At 64.7% G+C, this 15,380-nt stretch carries 13 protein-coding genes and 1 pseudogene; 3 read left to right on the top strand and 11 right to left on the bottom strand.

Translation table 11 applies throughout. The features are described 5' to 3' along the window. The 4 genes and pseudogenes from VK92_RS15905 to VK92_RS15890 form a co-directional block, all read right to left on the bottom strand. Nucleotides 1-205, bottom strand: a pseudogene (locus tag VK92_RS15905) (hypothetical protein); the annotation flags it as partial. Nucleotides 206-533: 328 nt separating this feature from the next. Next, entirely contained in the window at nt 534-899 is a 366-nt protein-coding gene (locus VK92_RS15900) for a hypothetical protein (RefSeq protein WP_231616451.1), read from the bottom strand. Between the two features lie 82 nt (nt 900-981). Continuing rightward, nucleotides 982-2,970, bottom strand: coding sequence for a gamma-glutamyltransferase family protein (locus tag VK92_RS15895; RefSeq protein ID WP_048028188.1), 1,989 nt, complete (start codon nt 2,968-2,970; stop codon nt 982-984). 224 nt (nt 2,971-3,194) lie between these two features. Next, on the bottom strand, nt 3,195-4,151 hold the full coding sequence (locus tag VK92_RS15890; protein ID WP_048028186.1) for a LysR family transcriptional regulator: 957 nt from the start codon (nt 4,149-4,151) through the stop codon (nt 3,195-3,197). A gap of 102 nt (nt 4,152-4,253) precedes the next feature. Here VK92_RS15890 and VK92_RS15885 point away from each other — a divergent pair, with 102 nt between their 5' ends. Further along, entirely contained in the window at nt 4,254-5,378 is a 1,125-nt protein-coding gene (locus VK92_RS15885) for an aryl-sulfate sulfotransferase (RefSeq protein ID WP_048028184.1), read from the top strand. A 59-nt stretch (nt 5,379-5,437) separates the two neighbouring features. After that, a complete protein-coding gene (locus VK92_RS15880; RefSeq protein WP_048028243.1) occupies nt 5,438-6,799 on the top strand; it encodes a uracil-xanthine permease family protein in 1,362 nt (453 codons plus the stop codon). A gap of 174 nt (nt 6,800-6,973) precedes the next feature. On the opposite strand, the gene VK92_RS15875 is transcribed toward VK92_RS15880, so the two are convergent. From VK92_RS15875 to VK92_RS15860, 4 genes are all read right to left on the bottom strand, one after another. Further along, nucleotides 6,974-7,468, bottom strand: a complete 495-nt coding sequence (locus VK92_RS15875; RefSeq protein ID WP_048028183.1) for a hypothetical protein — start codon at nt 7,466-7,468, stop codon at nt 6,974-6,976. Between the two features lie 131 nt (nt 7,469-7,599). Then, complete coding sequence (locus VK92_RS15870) at nt 7,600-8,634, bottom strand: MBL fold metallo-hydrolase (RefSeq protein WP_048028182.1); 1,035 nt, start codon at nt 8,632-8,634, stop codon at nt 7,600-7,602. A gap of 359 nt (nt 8,635-8,993) precedes the next feature. Further along, nucleotides 8,994-10,118, bottom strand: coding sequence for a porin (locus VK92_RS15865; RefSeq protein WP_048028180.1), 1,125 nt, complete (start codon nt 10,116-10,118; stop codon nt 8,994-8,996). Between the two features lie 159 nt (nt 10,119-10,277). Then, nucleotides 10,278-10,694, bottom strand: a complete 417-nt coding sequence (locus VK92_RS15860; protein ID WP_048028178.1) for a hypothetical protein — start codon at nt 10,692-10,694, stop codon at nt 10,278-10,280. 236 nt (nt 10,695-10,930) lie between these two features. Here VK92_RS15860 and VK92_RS15855 point away from each other — a divergent pair, with 236 nt between their 5' ends. Next, the gene (locus tag VK92_RS15855) at nt 10,931-12,022 is read left to right on the top strand and encodes an AraC family transcriptional regulator (protein WP_048028176.1); all 1,092 of its coding nucleotides are present in this window, start codon (nt 10,931-10,933) and stop codon (nt 12,020-12,022) included. 426 nt (nt 12,023-12,448) lie between these two features. Here VK92_RS15855 and VK92_RS15850 read toward each other — a convergent pair whose 3' ends face one another. The 3 genes from VK92_RS15850 to VK92_RS15840 all read right to left on the bottom strand — a co-directional run bounded on the left by VK92_RS15850 (nt 12,449) and on the right by VK92_RS15840 (nt 15,359). Next, nucleotides 12,449-12,832, bottom strand: coding sequence for a BON domain-containing protein (locus VK92_RS15850; RefSeq protein WP_048028174.1), 384 nt, complete (start codon nt 12,830-12,832; stop codon nt 12,449-12,451). Between the two features lie 83 nt (nt 12,833-12,915). Beyond that, on the bottom strand, nt 12,916-14,508 hold the full coding sequence (locus tag VK92_RS15845) for a class I adenylate-forming enzyme family protein (protein ID WP_048028172.1): 1,593 nt from the start codon (nt 14,506-14,508) through the stop codon (nt 12,916-12,918). A 74-nt stretch (nt 14,509-14,582) separates the two neighbouring features. Further along, nucleotides 14,583-15,359 carry an SDR family NAD(P)-dependent oxidoreductase gene (locus tag VK92_RS15840; RefSeq protein WP_048028170.1) on the bottom strand — a complete coding sequence of 259 codons (777 nt, stop codon included), beginning with the start codon at nt 15,357-15,359 and terminating at the stop codon, nt 14,583-14,585. Nucleotides 15,360-15,380 lie beyond the last annotated feature (21 nt).

The raw sequence follows: 15,380 nt of genomic DNA, 5'->3' as shown, positions 1-15,380 counted from the left end.
CGTTGCCCGCGCCCGAACCCGAGCCTGCCGCGTTCGCGCCGGCGCCGGCCTGCACACCCACGCCACCGCCGAGCAGCGGCGTCTGAACCTGCGCGCCGACACCCGCGGAACCCTGGGCGCCGGTTTGCGCCGTCTGTGCGAACGCAGCCGAAGTCGCCACTGCCGTCAGTGCAGCACCCACCAGAATCGTACGGATCTTGTTCATGGTCATTCTCCCCAAAGACGTTGTTGCTGCGGGCCGCCTTCGTGCGGCTTGTCGCATGCCTCGCCGCGACGTGCGGCAGGTGGAGCTAATGTAGCGGCGCGATCGTGCAAAACGATTGATTTGCGGGGACTGTTACTTCGGTTGCAAATGCTGACGATTGATTCACACAGTTTGACAATCGGGCGATTGCAACGGGATCGGGACGGTGTAGTCCGGCGGACGGGGAAAAGCTGGACGCGTGTCACGCGGCGCATTCCGCGACGGAGCCGAGGCCGATCGCACGGATCGGAACCAGACAGGCAAAACGGCCGGAAGTGACCGGAAACGGCTAGCAGGGAAACCGGCCACTTCTATAAGCATTCCAAAGGACGCTCGTCGGCCAGCCGTCGGTGCGGCCTGACAACCGGCTCCTCGCGATCAGCTCGATGTCGTCGGACACGCACGCCGCCACGCCGGCATGCCCCGACGCGCCGAACGCGAGCTTGAACGCCTTTTCCCTCAGCGCATCCACGGCCGGCCGGTCGAGCGCTGCGCCCGGATCACCGTCGATTTCGTCGAACGACGCCATCCACTGCGCGTCGAACGGCTCGGCGTCGCGACTGTCCAGCGCGCGGTCGCAATCCAGGTCGGCGAGGAAATCGAAAAAGCCCGGCGCCGACAGGATGGCGTCCATTTCAAGCAGATACGCATGCATCATTGCGGCTCCTTCACGATGCACGGCCCCGATCGCCCGTCGGCCAATACGGGCAGATCGGGGCCGCACGCGTACCGTCCGATTATGGCCGGAACGTATCGCCGAGCACGACGCCTTCACGCCGCGGATCGGTGCCGCCCTGCAACGCGGGCGACTGGCCGACCGTCACGCGCATCACCGTGTTGACGCCGCTCGCCTGCGCGGACGTCGACACCTTGTGCCCGAGCGCGAGCAGCCCCGTGATCAGCGGATCGTTCGCCCCGTTGTTCGCCGTGTTGACGTTCGGATGCTCGCCGCCGATCGTGGTCGTCGGGCTGTTGCTCGCGCCGAAGTCGACGAGCCCCGCGGACTGCTGCGCATCGAGGCCCCAGTCGAGCGCGCCGACGAGCGTCTTGACCACGTATTGCGGAATCGTGCCGCCGCCCGGCGAACCGGTCGCCATCACGAAGTCCCCGCGCGAGCCGTCCGCGGCCTGACCGAACACGATCGTCGGCGCCATCGAGCTGCGCGGCCGCTTGCCCGGCTGCAGGCGGTTGGCCACCGGATTGCCCGAACTGTCGACCGGGTTCGCGGAAAAATCGGTCAACTGGTTGTTCAGCAGGAAGCCGTTGGTCATGTGGAACGAACCCATGCTCGACTCGACCGTGGTCGTCGCGCTCAGCACGTTGCCGTCGCCGTCGACGATCGTGAACTGGTTCGTGCCGTGCTCGATCAACGTCGTGTCGACCCCGAGCGGCACCGCACCGAGATTGCCCGGCTGCGCGGTCCCCATGCTCTTGGCCGGGTCGATCAGCGCCGCGCGCGATTTCAGGTACGGCTTGTTCAGCAGCGTATTCCACGTGCCGCCCGGCAGCGGCACGAAATCCGTGTCGGCCACGTACTTGTCGCGGTCGGCATACGCGAGCCGCTCGGCCTCGGTGATCAGGTGCACGCCCGCGACGGTCGGCTTGCCGCCTTCGAGATCGATCGCCGTCGGCTTCAGCGACTTCAGGTCGTAGTTCTCGAGAATGCCGAGCGCCGACGCGACCGCGATGCCGCCCGACGACGGCGGCGGCATCCCGCACACCCAGTAGCTGCGATAGGTCGTGCACACCGGGTCGCGGCGCTTCGCCTGGTAGGCGGCCAGATCCGCGACGGTCGTCTTGCCCGGCGTGAGCGTCGAGCCATCGGCGCCCTTCGTCGTGGCGATCTTCGCGACGATGTCCTGCGCGATCTGCCCCGTGTACAGCGCGTTCGCACCCGACTGCGCCATCAGCGTCAGCGTGCGCGCATACGCCGGATTCTTCAGCACGGTGCCGAGCGTCTTCGGCGAACCGTCAGCGTTCAGGAAATACGCGGCGGCCTCGGGGTCGCGCTTCAGGTTCGCGGCGTTCGCCGCGATCGCGTCGGCGAGCCGGCCACCGATCGGGAAGCCGTTGGTCGCGAGCGTGATCGCATCGCCGAACAGGTTCTGCCACGGCAGCCGGCCGTGATCCTGCTGCAGCGCCTCGATGAGCCTCGGCACACCGATCGTGCCGATCGAGCGGCCGCTCGCACGCGCATTCGGCAGCGGCGCGGAGTGGTCAGTCGCATCGTCGACATAGCGCAGGTAGTTCTCCGTCGCGGCGGCCGGCGCGGTTTCCCGGCCGTCATACGCCTGCAGCGTCTTGCCGCGCGCATCGTAGTAGAGCAGCACACCGCCCGAGCCGAGGCCCGTCGCTTCGGGCACGGTCAGCCCGAGCACGGCCTGCACGGCGACCGCCGCGTCGGCAGCCGTGCCGCCCTTCTTCAGCACCGCGCAACCGGCCGCGCTCGCGTAGGCGTTCGACGTGGCGACCAGGTACGTTTTCGCATGGACGGGCTTCATCCCGGTGCGATAACCGGACGACGCTTCCGGCAGTGACGGGTCGCCCGGCTGGTTCGACCCGACTACGACAGTCGAGCCGCTGTTGTCGATTGCGAGACAACTCGTGTCGGCCGCGGGTGTCGTCGTGGCGCCCGCGTCGGTTTCGATGTCGTTGCCGCCGCAGGCCGACATCATGGCGGCCGCGAGCAACGCGGACGCATACGGAAAGATCGCTGTTCTGTTCATTGTCTGCCGATGTTCTTGTCAGTCGTTGCGAGGGACATCACGCTGCCTGCGACCCCCTCGGTGCGCCGACAACGCGTTCGATAGTCCCATGAACAAATTTTTTTCCGCAATAAGGGAATGAAGTAATGCCGCCGGACGTTGCACGCACAACGTCACGACCGCACGCGCGCGGGTACGCGTGTTGCACTGCATCGCAGTGCGATGCGCTCGCGTGGCCGCTGTCGTTATCGCGCTGCCCGGCGGCGCTTGCCGGCCGTCCGGCCGTCCTGCGCGAAACCGTGTTCCATCGCTTCGATCGCATCGGAGAAGAACTCGAGGAACATCGTCATGGCGACAGTCGCGCCCATGTCTGCCCGTTGGTAGATGCAGCTGAACGAGCGCGCGCCCGCATCGGCAAGGGGCGTCCACGCGAGCCGGCCGGCAGCCACGTCGTCCGCGACGTTCTCGGCGATCAGGAACCCGACGCCCGCGCCTTCGGCCGCGAGGCGCCGCACCATCGGCACCGAACCCGTCTCGACCAGCGGCCGCACGCTGCGCGGCTGTCGCGCATCGATCTGGTCGAACATCGCACGCAGTTCCGTGTCGGGTGTCATCAGGATCAGCGGATACGCGAAGCAGTCGCGCATCCGCACCTTTCCGCCTGACGCCGCGAGCGGATGGCCGGGCGCCGTGACGACACCCAGCGGCTGGGCGAACGCCCGCACCTCGACGACGCCCGCCGACGTGCGCCGGCGCAACGCATAGCCGATGTCGGCCTCGCCCGTCTCGACCCAGCGCACGATGCTTTCGCCGTTTCCCGAGCGCACGCTGTACGTGACGCCCGGATAGCGCTGCATCGCGGCAAGGATCGCGTCGGGCACGAGCTTTTCTGCGGTCGATGCGGGCACCGCCAGGTTCACGTGGCCACGCCGCAGCGCGCGCAGGTCCTCGACCTGCGTGAGCGCGTTGTCGAAGTCGCGCTGACCGCGCCGCACGGCCGCGATCACGATCTCGCCGGCAAGCGTCAGCTGCATGCCGCGCGGCAGCCGGTCGAACAGCGGCACGCCGACCTGCTCCTCGAGGTTGCGGATCTGCTGGTGCACCGCCGCGGCGGTCAGGTGCAGCGCGTCGGCCGCCTTGCGAATCGAGCCGCGTCGCGCGACTTCGTCGAAACAGCGGAATGCCTGCGATATCGAACGCATGAGTGATCCGTTAGTTTTTTCCGAACAGGCCGTCAAGAATAATCCGATTTTACTGATCGCCCGGATCGTCTAGATTGCGCTGCATCCCCGTGTCCGATTCGAATGGAGCGTGCAGTGACAACCGTCGACCAGATTACCCAGCGCCGCCGTGGCGTCGGCCTCATCGCCCACGATCCCGCGCTGTCCGCGGGCGGCTATACGCTCATCGCGCCGCAGACGGCCGACGGCAACGTCTATCTCGTCGGCATCGACGGTGAAGTCGCGCACCAGTGGAAGATGCCCGTGCGCCCCGGCCGCCATGCGGTCATCCTCTCGAACGGCAACCTCGGCTACAACGGCAATCATCCGCACTCCGAATCGCGCTATGCGCCGTGGTCGATGTGGCATGGCGGCGACTTCTACGAAGTCACGCCGCAAGGCGAAACCGTGTGGCGCTACGAGGACCCCGCGCATCATCACGACGCGCAGTGGCTGCCGAACGGCAACCTGCTGTACGCCGCGTGCGAACCGGTCGACGCCGCGTTCGCGCGGCGCGTGCCGGGCGGCACGCCGCACGGCGACGACGAAGTGATGTATGCGGACGTGATCCGCGAAGTAAACCGGGCCGGAGAGATCGTGTGGGAATGGCGTGCGCGCGAACACCTGCGACCCGAGGATTTCCCGATCGCGGCGGGCTTCGGGCGCTATCACTGGCCGCTCGTCAACGGCCTCGCGGTCGACGCGAACGGCCGCGTGCTGATGAGCCTGCGCACGACGTCGGGCATCATCGGCGTGAACCGCGAAACCGGCCGCGTCGACCTGCGGATCGGGCCCGACGTCGTGTCGCACCAGCACGCGCCGGTGCCGCTCGCGAACGGCAACATCCTCGCGTTCGACAACGGCAATTTCCGCCACGGTGCGCACGTCGTGTTCTCGCGCGTCGTCGAGATCGATCCGGCGACGCAGCGCGTCGTGTGGTCGTATGCGGACGACGTCGTGAACCTGTTCTACACGCCGTTCATGGGCAACGCGCAGCGCTTGCCGAACGGCAACACGCACGTCACCGAATCGTCGACAGGCCGCCTGTTCGAAGTGACGCCCGCCGGCGAGGTCGTCTGGGAATACGTGATTCCGTGGTTCGCCGAATACCCGGACGAAGCCGCGCGCAAGACCGGGCCCGGCCAGCTCAACAGCGTGTTCCAGACGTTCCGCTACAGCGCCGCGCAACTGCCCTGGCTGCGGGCCTGACCTTGCCGTTCACCGCCGGTTTCCGGCGCTCGTCGCCGTTCGCTTCCGAGGGGCCTGCCGTGTCGCACGATCCGATCCCAACGCCCGTCGACACACGGCTGCCCGCCTGGCAGCTCGCGCTGTTCGGGCTGCAGCACGTGCTGTCGATGGCCGCGTCCCCGATCACGGCCGTGTTCCTGATCGCAAAAGTGCTCGCGCTGCCGGCGGACCTGACGGTCCAGCTGATCGGCGCGACGTTCTTCGCCTGCGGGATCGGCACGCTGCTGCAATCGCTCGGCGCCGGCCCGATCAGCGCGCGCATGCCGTTCGTGATGGTGCCCGGCGGCGCACCGACGATGCTGTTCGCCGGCATTGCCGCGCAATCTGGCCTGCCGACCGCCGCCGGCGCGGCGCTGCTCGCCAGCGCGTTCTACTGGGTGCTGCTGCCCGTCTTCACGCGTTGCCTGCGGCTCTTTCCGCGCATCGTCGTCGGCGCGATGCTGCTGCTCGTGTCGATCAACCTGATCCGGATCTACGCGACGATCGTCGTCGGCCAGCCCGGTTCGGCCGACTTCGCCCAGCCGCGCGCGCTCGGCCTCGCGCTGGCGACGATCGTCGCCACCGTCGTCGTCGCGGGTGCGTTCCGCGGCACGCTCGGGCGCCTCGCGGTGCTGATCGGCCTGATGACCGGCGCAACGCTCGGCTGGGCGCTCGATGCGATGCCGGCGCTCGCCGACGTGTGGCGCGGCCCGCTGTTCACGCATCCGGTATGGCTGCCGTTCGGGATGCCGCGCTTCGACGTGCTGGCCGCGCTGCCGCTGCTGATCTTCACCGCGATCTCGATGGCCGAGGCCACCGCGCAGACGGTCGCCGTCGGCGAAACGTGCGGCAAGGCGATCTCGCTGTCGCGCGACGTGCCGAAGACGATACGCGGCGATGGGCTGGCGTCGCTCGCCGGCGCGCTGTTCGGCACGCCGCTGATCGTGACCAGCGCCGAGAATATCGGCGTCGTGCAGACAACCGGCGTGCGCTCGCGCTACGTGACGGCCGCGGCCGGCGCGATCCTGATCGTCATCGCGCTGTTCGCGCCGCTCGCGCGGCTCGCGTATGCGATTCCGGCCGCGGTGGTCGGCGGCACCGCGCTCGTCGTGTTCGCGATGATCGGCGTAATGGGCATCCGGCTGCTCGCCGGCGTCGACCTGCACGCGCGCGCCAACCAGTACACGCTCGCGGCCGCGTTCGTCGTCGGCCTTGCACCGATCCTGGTGCCGAACCTGTATCGCCATTTCGGCTCAGCCGTGCAGATCGTGCTCGGCAACGGCATGGCGGCCGGCACGCTCGCGGCCATCGCGACGCAACTGGCGTTCGCCGCATTTGCGCGGCTCAGTGGACAGGCAAGCGCGACAGCGGTTGCGGCTTCCTCGCCTTCGCGCGACGGTTGATGGTGAAGACGGGTAGCGGTGCGCGCTGACTCGCCCGCCTCACCTGCTTTCATGAATTGGTTCCGTTTTCTTCTTTGACACTGACGGTCGCGATGCCTCGGAGATTTCCGGGACCGAGACTGCAGGAGATCGGGGACGCGCTCGGACAACAGTCGAGGGATGGACGCCCTACATTCATGTACGGCTGCGGTACGAACGAAGCCAGACGAACTGCAGCATCGCCCCCAGCACAAAAACACCCAGCCACGCGGCGAGTGATCCGCGCACGATCGGGGAATCGGGACCGTTCGCGAGGGGATGACCAGCGGGCAATCGTGTCAGCGTCTCGTTGATTCCCGGGACCAGCAGCAGAAAGAAGCTGAACGTGAATGCGAACTGAGACAGGTACAGCCGCGCGGGCGTCACGGCTTTCGTTCGCGCGGCGAGCAGCCCGCCCAATGTCGCGAGTAGCGCCAGGATGCCCAGGGCGTGACCGACATTGAAGCCGCCGGTACTGGACAAACCAAACGACGTGAACACCGATACCACCATCCCCGCCACGTAAATCTTCGCGGACTGGGTCGTGCTCTCGATCCGTCGATATCGGGCAAAGCTGTAGAGACCTGCGGCCACCGTCACCAGACTGACAATAGTGTGAACCGCGCCCAAAGAGGAAATGGGATGAGGCATGGGACGACTCCTTCCGAAAGTGGCTCCGATCGTCGTAGTACCGGCGACATAGGAGAGCACATGTTATCGATCAATACTCGCAAAGGTGCGAGCCGGTTGGCCGGTTCGACAACTCGAAGCGTGCGTCCGCTTCAAGTTGCCAGGGAATACCAGGCGATGTTGTTTTCGTCCGCCGCGCACTTCACGACGCGCCGGGCAATGAGGTAGTTCATGCAGGCCATCGCTTCGCCGGTGGCAAGACTCAGTTGCTGCGCATCCCGTTCCCCGATGGGGCGGCCGAACAGCGGGACAAACGCGTCGACGATCCGTTGGGGTCCGGCCGCCAATGATACGAGCAGCCGATCGAGGGCGCGGTCCTGCCCGGATTTGAGTGCTTCGAGGCGCTCATGCAGACCGTAGAACGGCTCGTTGTGGGAAGGCAGCACGAGCACATCGTCGGGCACGACGCTTATGAGCTTGCCAAGCGACTCGTACCACTCCTGCATCGGATTGGCTTCCGGTTCGCTGGCAAACACCGACACGTTCGACGATATCTTCGGCAGCACCTGATCGCCGGAGATCAGCAGCTTCATATCCGGGCAGTACAGGCTGACGTGCTCGGGCGAGTGGCCTCCGGTTGTGATGATCCGCCAGTCGTGCTCGCCCAGCCGAATCTGCTGGCCGTCCCGCAGTCGCCGATAGCTTTCGGGCAGCGCGTGAATATGCTTGCCGAAACTGCCGAAGCGGCTGCGATAGCCTTCGATGGCTGCATCCGACCACCCGGCGCGCCGACAAAACTGCACGCCGTCGAGCGGCGCCTCGCGATTCGTGTCGGCATGCAACACGCGGCAGGACAGGTATTCAAGGCGGCTCATGTGCAGCGGCATCCCGGTGCGCCGTGTGAACCACCCTGCCAGGCCGATGTGATCCGGGTGCATGTGCGTGGCGTACACCCCCTGCAGCGGCCGGGACAGCGGGCCCTGCTCCGTGAGCGCCAACCAATCCGCCACGGTGTCGGGAGCGTTCAGGCCGGTGTCGACCAGTATCCAGCCGTCGGGGGTGTCGATCGACCATACGTTGATGTGATCTAGCTTGAACGGCATGGACAGCCGGATCCAGCGCACGCCGGCGGCAACCTCGACGGTGTGGCGCGGCAAGGGAGGGGCGAATGGGTACAGAAGTGCCATGGTGTCGATCGAGGGAGTCAATTCCTGATGAAGTCCATCCGTACGGTGTGTGGCTTGACCGCTCACGTAGCCGGACTCGGGAATACAGAACAAAGAGACCGCACCGACGCTGATCGGTGCGCCCGGTGCGAATCCAACGGATCACCATCGATCGCGTCGACGGAGGTGTCACGCATGGTGGTCGATGATGGAGAGAAAATCGTGCGCACACCGGTCCGTGGAGCCGATTCGCCGGTCCGTGCAGCGTCCCGGGCTTCCCGCTCGTCGACGCTGCGGCGCACGTATGGGATTGCTCGCGAAATGTGGCTCTCCACAGTTTTTCCTCGCCCCGTCATCGCTCCCGTTCAGGTACGCAGTCGCTAGAAAGCGTGACGGATACCCAGCATGGCCGCGGTCGTGCTCACGCCCGGCGCCACGGGCTGCCCGAACGTGATGGGCTGGTTCATCGTTCCCCGGTTGTTTACATGCCCCACCTGGCCATAGACGAGCGTCGACTTCGACAAGCTGTACTCCGCGCCGACCGCAACTTCGGTCGACTTGTTGGTCGAGTTGTTGCGGTCCTTCAGGTAGTACACACCACTGGTCACCTTGAAGGCCGGCGAGAACTGGTAGCCGAGGCCGGCCGAATACAGGTCGATGTTGATCAGGTCGGAATGCGCCGGATTCCTGCCGTTCGAATACGATGCGGAAACCGAGAACGCACGGTACGTGTAGAGCGCGCCCACGTAGATCAGGCGGTTATTGGCCAGCCCGGTGGCCACCGTCGTCGGGCCGGGGTTCGTGTCGTGGCCAACGTAGTAACCGGCCGCAAGACGAAGGCCATAGTTCGAATATTTCAGTACGGCGGACTCCCTCGTCCCGCCCTGAAAGCTGCCCGGCACACCCCCGGGGGCATACTCGAGTGCCGCGGACAGGCCGGCAAACTTCGGCGATTCATAGACAATTGCATTGCTGTCGTACAACGCGCCGATTGGCGCATTGGTGCTGGCGCCCTGCCAGCCGGCAGCCTGGTTCATGCCGAGCCACCCTGTCAGGATGCTGCCGAAATAGTGAGCTCCCCGTACGTCGGTCTCAGCCATTGCATACGCAATCGGCACGATCTGTCGACCGAGGTTTAATGTACCGAACGGTCCGGTCACGCCTACGGTCGCGATCTGGTTGAACTGGGCCGCCGCGCCCGGCGTATCGGACAGGTTGAACCTGCCGCTGCCGCTGTCGAACTCGCCTTGCAGCTTGAAATTGACATGATAGCCGCCGCCGATGTCCTCCGACCCCTTGAGGCCCCATGCGCTCGCAAAGATACCGCCATCCTTGTAGCGATAGACCTTGCCGCGGTTCGGCGCCGTCGGGCTCAACGTTGCCGCCGACGTGCTCTGATACAACATTCCAGAATCGATGACGCCATACAGCGTCACTGAAGACTGAGCGTGTACTGCACTACCTGTTGCCACCAGAACGGCAGCAGCGATCCACTTCAATTTCATTGCGTCTCCGGATTTTTTTGCGTTGAAGCGGCCTGTTGCGACCGCTGTACATACTGATTACGTCGGATGTTTCGCCTCGACGCCCATTGCGCTCGTCGAGGGCTTGCTAGTAGCGCTGTGCTACTAGTTCGGTGTGGCACGGGAAGCAGCGTTCTCCCTCTACTCCCCATGCAAATACAAGTACCCGATAAACCAGGCGGCGGCACCGATCGGGACTGCCGTTCCGGCCAGCGTGATCCGGCGCGTCAACCGGATGCGCTTCACGTCGTCGTCCACACAGATGCGGGGCGTGGCCAGCAGTACGCGAAACTTGTTGGCAGCGGCCGCGACGAGGCCCAACGCGGCCTTGACGAGGACAAGTGTTGAAACCGGCCACATGCGCATCATCAGCAGCATCCCCGTGACCACGGTGATCGCAATCAGCGGCGCTTCCGCCAACAGCCCGATCCATCCATGCATGGCCGCGACTGTGGGGTGAGCCCCGGGCGCTCGCGCTTGCACCTCGACAGCGGCCTCCACCGCGAGAACGACAAGCCAAGCGGCGACGGCAACGCCATGCAGTTCGTGCAAATTCATGTCTCATCCTTAGAGGCGCGCATGCGGAAGAAGCTGTTGGTATGTGCCACCGATCCACCCCGTTCCCTTGGACAAAACACTATTCCTGTACGCCGACAGTCGCCGGTCATTTGCGATCGACATTCGGTCTTTCGGAAGGAATGCGTGCGAACGCGAGGAAATCCGGTCTGGAACAGCGGCCTTGACAGGTTGTGGTACGTGCAAAAGAATGGGATTTTTGTGATTGCGCTGACACCATGCCTGCCCCCCATTCGCCACGCGCGGCCAGCCCAACACTCCGGACGTGCTCGCTGACGACGATTGGCGGGTACGCCCTGGCGATTGCGAAAGCCCTGAAAAGCTACGGCGTGGACCCGGCGCAGCTGTTCCGCCCCTTTCATATCGACACGGCCATCGCGAACGATCCGATGTCGCGCCTTCCGGTCGATACCGTGACGCAGCTGTACAAGGCCTGCGTGGATGTCACGGGGGATCCGTACTTTGGGCTCACCGTGGCCCGCTTCATCCATATCTCGAACCTGCATGCGCTGGGCTTCGGGCTGGCTGCCAGCAGCACGTTGATGGACTTTTTGAAGCGGGTAGAACGCTATTTCAAGCTCGCGTCGCAGGTTGGAGAAGTGTCCCTGGAGCAGCGTGACGATGAGGTCGTGATGCGCGTCGAGCATCTGACCAACGTGTGCGGGGAGACCGAGGATGCGTTCCTGGGATTCCTCGTGCTGTCGATGCGGATGCTTCACCAACAGGATTTCAATCCGCTGCAGGTGGCCATGCATCATCCCACGCCGCCGCAGGGCGACGATGCGTATGTCAGGCTGTTCCGTGCGCCCGTCACGTTCGACGCACCGCGCTCGGCGTTGACGCTGCCAATGAGCGCGCTCCAGCAACCGCTTGCCGGTGCATGCCCCGAACTCGCCCTTCACAACGATAGTCTCACGCTGGAGTATCTCGCTCGCCTGGACAAGGGCGACGTCGTTGCCGCGACGCGTCGGAAGATCATCGAATTCCTGCCCACGGGCGATTGCACGCGCGAACGCGTGGCCCATGCCATGCTCACGAGCGAGAGCACGCTGCAGGCTCGCCTCGCTCGGCACGATACGAGCTTCCAGTCGCTGCTCGACGAAACGCGCAAGGATCTGGCCTGTCAGTATGTGTTGCAGCCGGCGCGATCGATTACCGAAATCACCTTTCTACTCGGCTTCACCGACAGCAGTAATTTCACTCGCGCCTTCAAGCGCTGGACCGGTCACTCGCCGTCGGACTTCCGGGGCGACAAGACGGCCTCGCGATCAACGCAGGACACTCTGCATCAGCTGCAGGGCACGTCCTGACGCCCTGATTCGTACAGGTTGCGTAGGCTGGCGTCCTACCGCGTCACCAGAAGTGACAAGGCTGCACGGCATGGTGCTTGGCTTCGAAATCATCGATCGACGGGAATGGCCGGTGAACACAAGCGTCGTGGCGCCGCAGGGATTGCGCGCGAAGAGGTTCGCGTGGGAAGCGAGATGGTGGCTGGAGCGACGTCCATCGCCGAAATGACGCATGCCGTGAAGGTGTGCACCTTGGCATCGGGTTCGCGGCGCGACCGGGAAAACGCGCCGGCATGGCAATCGCGCCGGCCGGGAACAGGTGTGGGCAAGTCATCGGGAGAAGCACGGGTTTCCGGGCCAGGTGGCCCTGGCGGTCGACTCCGACACCCGAACCCGCCGGCGTACGCACGCTCGTAGCTGCTTCCCCCAATGTGCGCGCTCTTACCTTTACGCCCCGTCGAACGGCTTTTGCACGACGAGCTTGTTGGTCACGGAGGTGACGCCAGGAACCGCCTTCGCGATCTGAGCAACTTCATTCACCTGTGCGGCATCCGTGACCGTGCCGCTCAGCGTCACCGCACCGCCTCGGGCTACGATGCCGATATTGCCGGCGCTGATCTTCTTGTGCTTGCCGATGGCGGCATACACCTTCCGGCGCAACGCGCGATCGGCTTTCCTCGTGCTGACAGGTGCGACCACACTTTCCGCGGCGGATGCGACCGGCATACCGGCAGGTGCACCGGCAGACTGGTCCGGCTGCGACCATGCGCTGCCGGACGCAGCCGGAATCAATGCGGCAAGCGCCAACGCGCGTACCTGAATACGTATCATCTCATGCTCCGGTTGTTGTGAAGGGCGGGATCAGAACGGCACAACCCTGCGTCGACTCCCGCCTACCTGCCACATGGAACGGCCTAGCTGACCTTGCGCTGCATGTTTTGCCAGTACCTGTCCTTGACCACGCGCCGCAGAACCTTGCCGACCACCGAGGTCGGCAATTGTTCGACAAATACGATCGACTTCGGCGCCTTGTAGCTCCCGAGTTTTTCCTTGGCGTGTGCGATAAGTTCAGCGGCCTCGACCAAAGCACCAGGACGCAGCACCACTTCCGCGTGCACGGCCTCACCCCACTCCTGATGCGGTATGCCAACCACGGCACACATCATGACGGCCGGATGGGAAGCCAGCGCCGCTTCGACTTCGACCGCATAGACGTTGAAGCCGCCGCTGATGATCATGTCCTTCAACCGGTCGACGATGTACAGATAGCCGTCCTCGTCGATGTAGCCGAGGTCGCCCGATTTCCATGCCCCGTCAGAGAACTCGGCGGCCGTCGTTTCAGGATTGTTGTAGTACCCCTTGATAACAGCTCGGCTCCGGATGCGGATTTCGCCGCATTGGCCGGTTGGCAGTGGGTTGCCCTGCTCATCGGTGATATAAACCTCGACGCCCGGCGTTGTGCGGCCAGCCGAAGACAGGCGCTTGGTGCCGCTGCCCGTTGTATGCGCGGTCTCGTGCTCGGCCTTGTCGAGCGTCGACACGAACATGGGGACTTCCGTGGCGGCGTAGGCTTGCGCGAAGATGGGGCCGAAGCACGTGATCAGGTCATCGAGCTTGGCGGGACTCATCGGCGCCGCGGCGTAGATCAGGGTGTTCAGCGAAGAGAGATTGCGTGGGTTCGTGCGCTGCAACTCGAGCAGACGGTACAGCACGGTCGGCACCAGGAACGAATGGGTCACGCACTGCTGCTCGGCCGTTTCCCGCCATTGCTCGAGATCGAGCTGATTGAGCGTGATGTTGGCGCCACCGGCATAGAAAGTCAGTATGAAAGCGACCACGGCGCCATGCGAGAGCGGCGCCACGTGCAACATACGTGTGCGATCGTTGAAGCCGAAATCCGGGTTGCGGAAGCCGCCATCGCAGCAAGCCATCAGATTGTCGATCGAGTACATCGCGCATTTGCCCTGCCCAGTCGTACCGCCGGTGAAGCGCAACATGCAGATGTGCTCATCGTCGTCCAGCTCCACGTCGGCGTCGAGTTCGGACGCAGCGTCAACCAGATGCCAGAACGCGCGTACACCGGGGCGCGCGGCCTGCTCCGGTGTCGGGTTGTCCATGACGACGATCTCGCAACCGGCTGCACGCAGCATGTCGTAGTAGCCGTCGAGCATGCGCGTTTCAATGAACACGACCTTCGGCTTGACCAGTTCGATCTGGCGCGCATGCTCTTCCGGCGCATCGCGCAGGTTGGTCATGACCACCGTGCCTTCCTGCTTGAGGACGGTCGGCAGCATCATCAGGCTCAGGTTGTCGTTTTCCAGGATGAGCAGGAACTTGTCACCCTTGCCGACCCCGAGCGCGTTGCGCAGCGCATCGGCGATACGGTTGGTCAACAGGTGGTACTCGTGGTAGCTGTAGCTACGGCTACGCTCCACATTGACGATTGCTTGCCGGTCGCGAAAGCGCAGCGTCATCAGGCACATGATGCGGCAAAAGTTCATCTTCATGGATTTGTCTCCTCTGTTCCTTTGCCCTCCCTCGTCTTCAGAGGAAGGGCGGCACTGTCGCCGGTGCAGCGCGTTCAGCGCGCGCGCAGGCGCGACGCTGCGTCCAGACGGATCGTGTCCGCGTTGAGGTACGCGTTTTCGATGATGAATGCGCAGCAGTGCGCGAACTCGCGCATGTCGCCGAGGCGCCGGGGGGCTTCGATCTGCGACGTCAGCGCATTGACGATCTTTTCGTCGAGCGTCTTCACCATCGGCGTCAGGAACAGGCCCGGCGCGATGGCATTGACACGGATGCCGACGTCGCCGAGTTCCCGCGCCGCCGGCATGTTCATGCCGAGCAGCGCCGCCTTGGAGGCGGCGTAGGCCACCTGACCGATCTGCGCCTCGTAGGCAGCACCCGACGAAATGTTGATGACCACGCCACGCTCCTCGCCGGCTTCCGCTTCATTCTTGACCATCTGCTCCGCGCATTTCGACATGACGTTGAACACGCCGTTGACGTTGACCGCCGTTACCTGCGCGAACTTCGCCAACGGCGTGGCCTTGCCGTCCTTGCCCAACACCTTGCACGGCGTGGGCAACGCCGCACAGTTGATGCAGACGTGAACCGTACCGAACCGGGCCGTCACGGCTGCGACCGCGTTCTGCACGGACTCCTCACTGGCGACGTCGGTTTGCACGAACATCGCGTGGTCGGCGCCGATTTCCTCAATAGCCTTGGCTCCGGCTTCGGCGTTCAGATCGAAGATGGCGACGCGCGCGCCCTTTTCCTGTACCAGATAACGTGCGGTGGCGAGGCCGAGGCCCGAGGCGCCGCCGGTAATGACGATGACCTTTCCTTCAATGCGCATGATGTGTCCTGTGGCGATGGT

The organism is Burkholderia sp. LK4, assembly GCF_001043615.1.
GTDB lineage: Bacteria > Pseudomonadota > Gammaproteobacteria > Burkholderiales > Burkholderiaceae > Burkholderia > Burkholderia cepacia.
Note: the sequence above shows the minus strand (reverse complement) of the source record. Positions and strands in the feature narration are given on the sequence as shown.

Bases quoted from the DNA above. Each gene is read 5' to 3' on its own strand.
- VK92_RS15875 (WP_048028183.1), bottom strand. From the start codon at position 7,468: ATGCCTCATCCCATTTCCTCTTTGGGCGCGGTTCACACTATTGTCAGT.
- VK92_RS15870 (WP_048028182.1), bottom strand. From the start codon at position 8,634: ATGGCACTTCTGTACCCATTCGCCCCTCCCTTGCCGCGCCACACCGTC.
- VK92_RS15865 (WP_048028180.1), bottom strand. From the start codon at position 10,118: ATGAAATTGAAGTGGATCGCTGCTGCCGTTCTGGTGGCAACAGGTAGT.
- VK92_RS15840 (WP_048028170.1), bottom strand. From the start codon at position 15,359: ATGCGCATTGAAGGAAAGGTCATCGTCATTACCGGCGGCGCCTCGGGC.
- VK92_RS15885 (WP_048028184.1), top strand. From the start codon at position 4,254: ATGGAGCGTGCAGTGACAACCGTCGACCAGATTACCCAGCGCCGCCGT.
- VK92_RS15855 (WP_048028176.1), top strand. From the start codon at position 10,931: ATGCCTGCCCCCCATTCGCCACGCGCGGCCAGCCCAACACTCCGGACG.
- VK92_RS15900 (WP_231616451.1), bottom strand. From the start codon at position 899: ATGCATGCGTATCTGCTTGAAATGGACGCCATCCTGTCGGCGCCGGGC.
- VK92_RS15890 (WP_048028186.1), bottom strand. From the start codon at position 4,151: ATGCGTTCGATATCGCAGGCATTCCGCTGTTTCGACGAAGTCGCGCGA.
- VK92_RS15845 (WP_048028172.1), bottom strand. From the start codon at position 14,508: ATGAAGATGAACTTTTGCCGCATCATGTGCCTGATGACGCTGCGCTTT.
- VK92_RS15895 (WP_048028188.1), bottom strand. From the start codon at position 2,970: ATGAACAGAACAGCGATCTTTCCGTATGCGTCCGCGTTGCTCGCGGCC.
- VK92_RS15860 (WP_048028178.1), bottom strand. From the start codon at position 10,694: ATGAATTTGCACGAACTGCATGGCGTTGCCGTCGCCGCTTGGCTTGTC.
- VK92_RS15850 (WP_048028174.1), bottom strand. From the start codon at position 12,832: ATGATACGTATTCAGGTACGCGCGTTGGCGCTTGCCGCATTGATTCCG.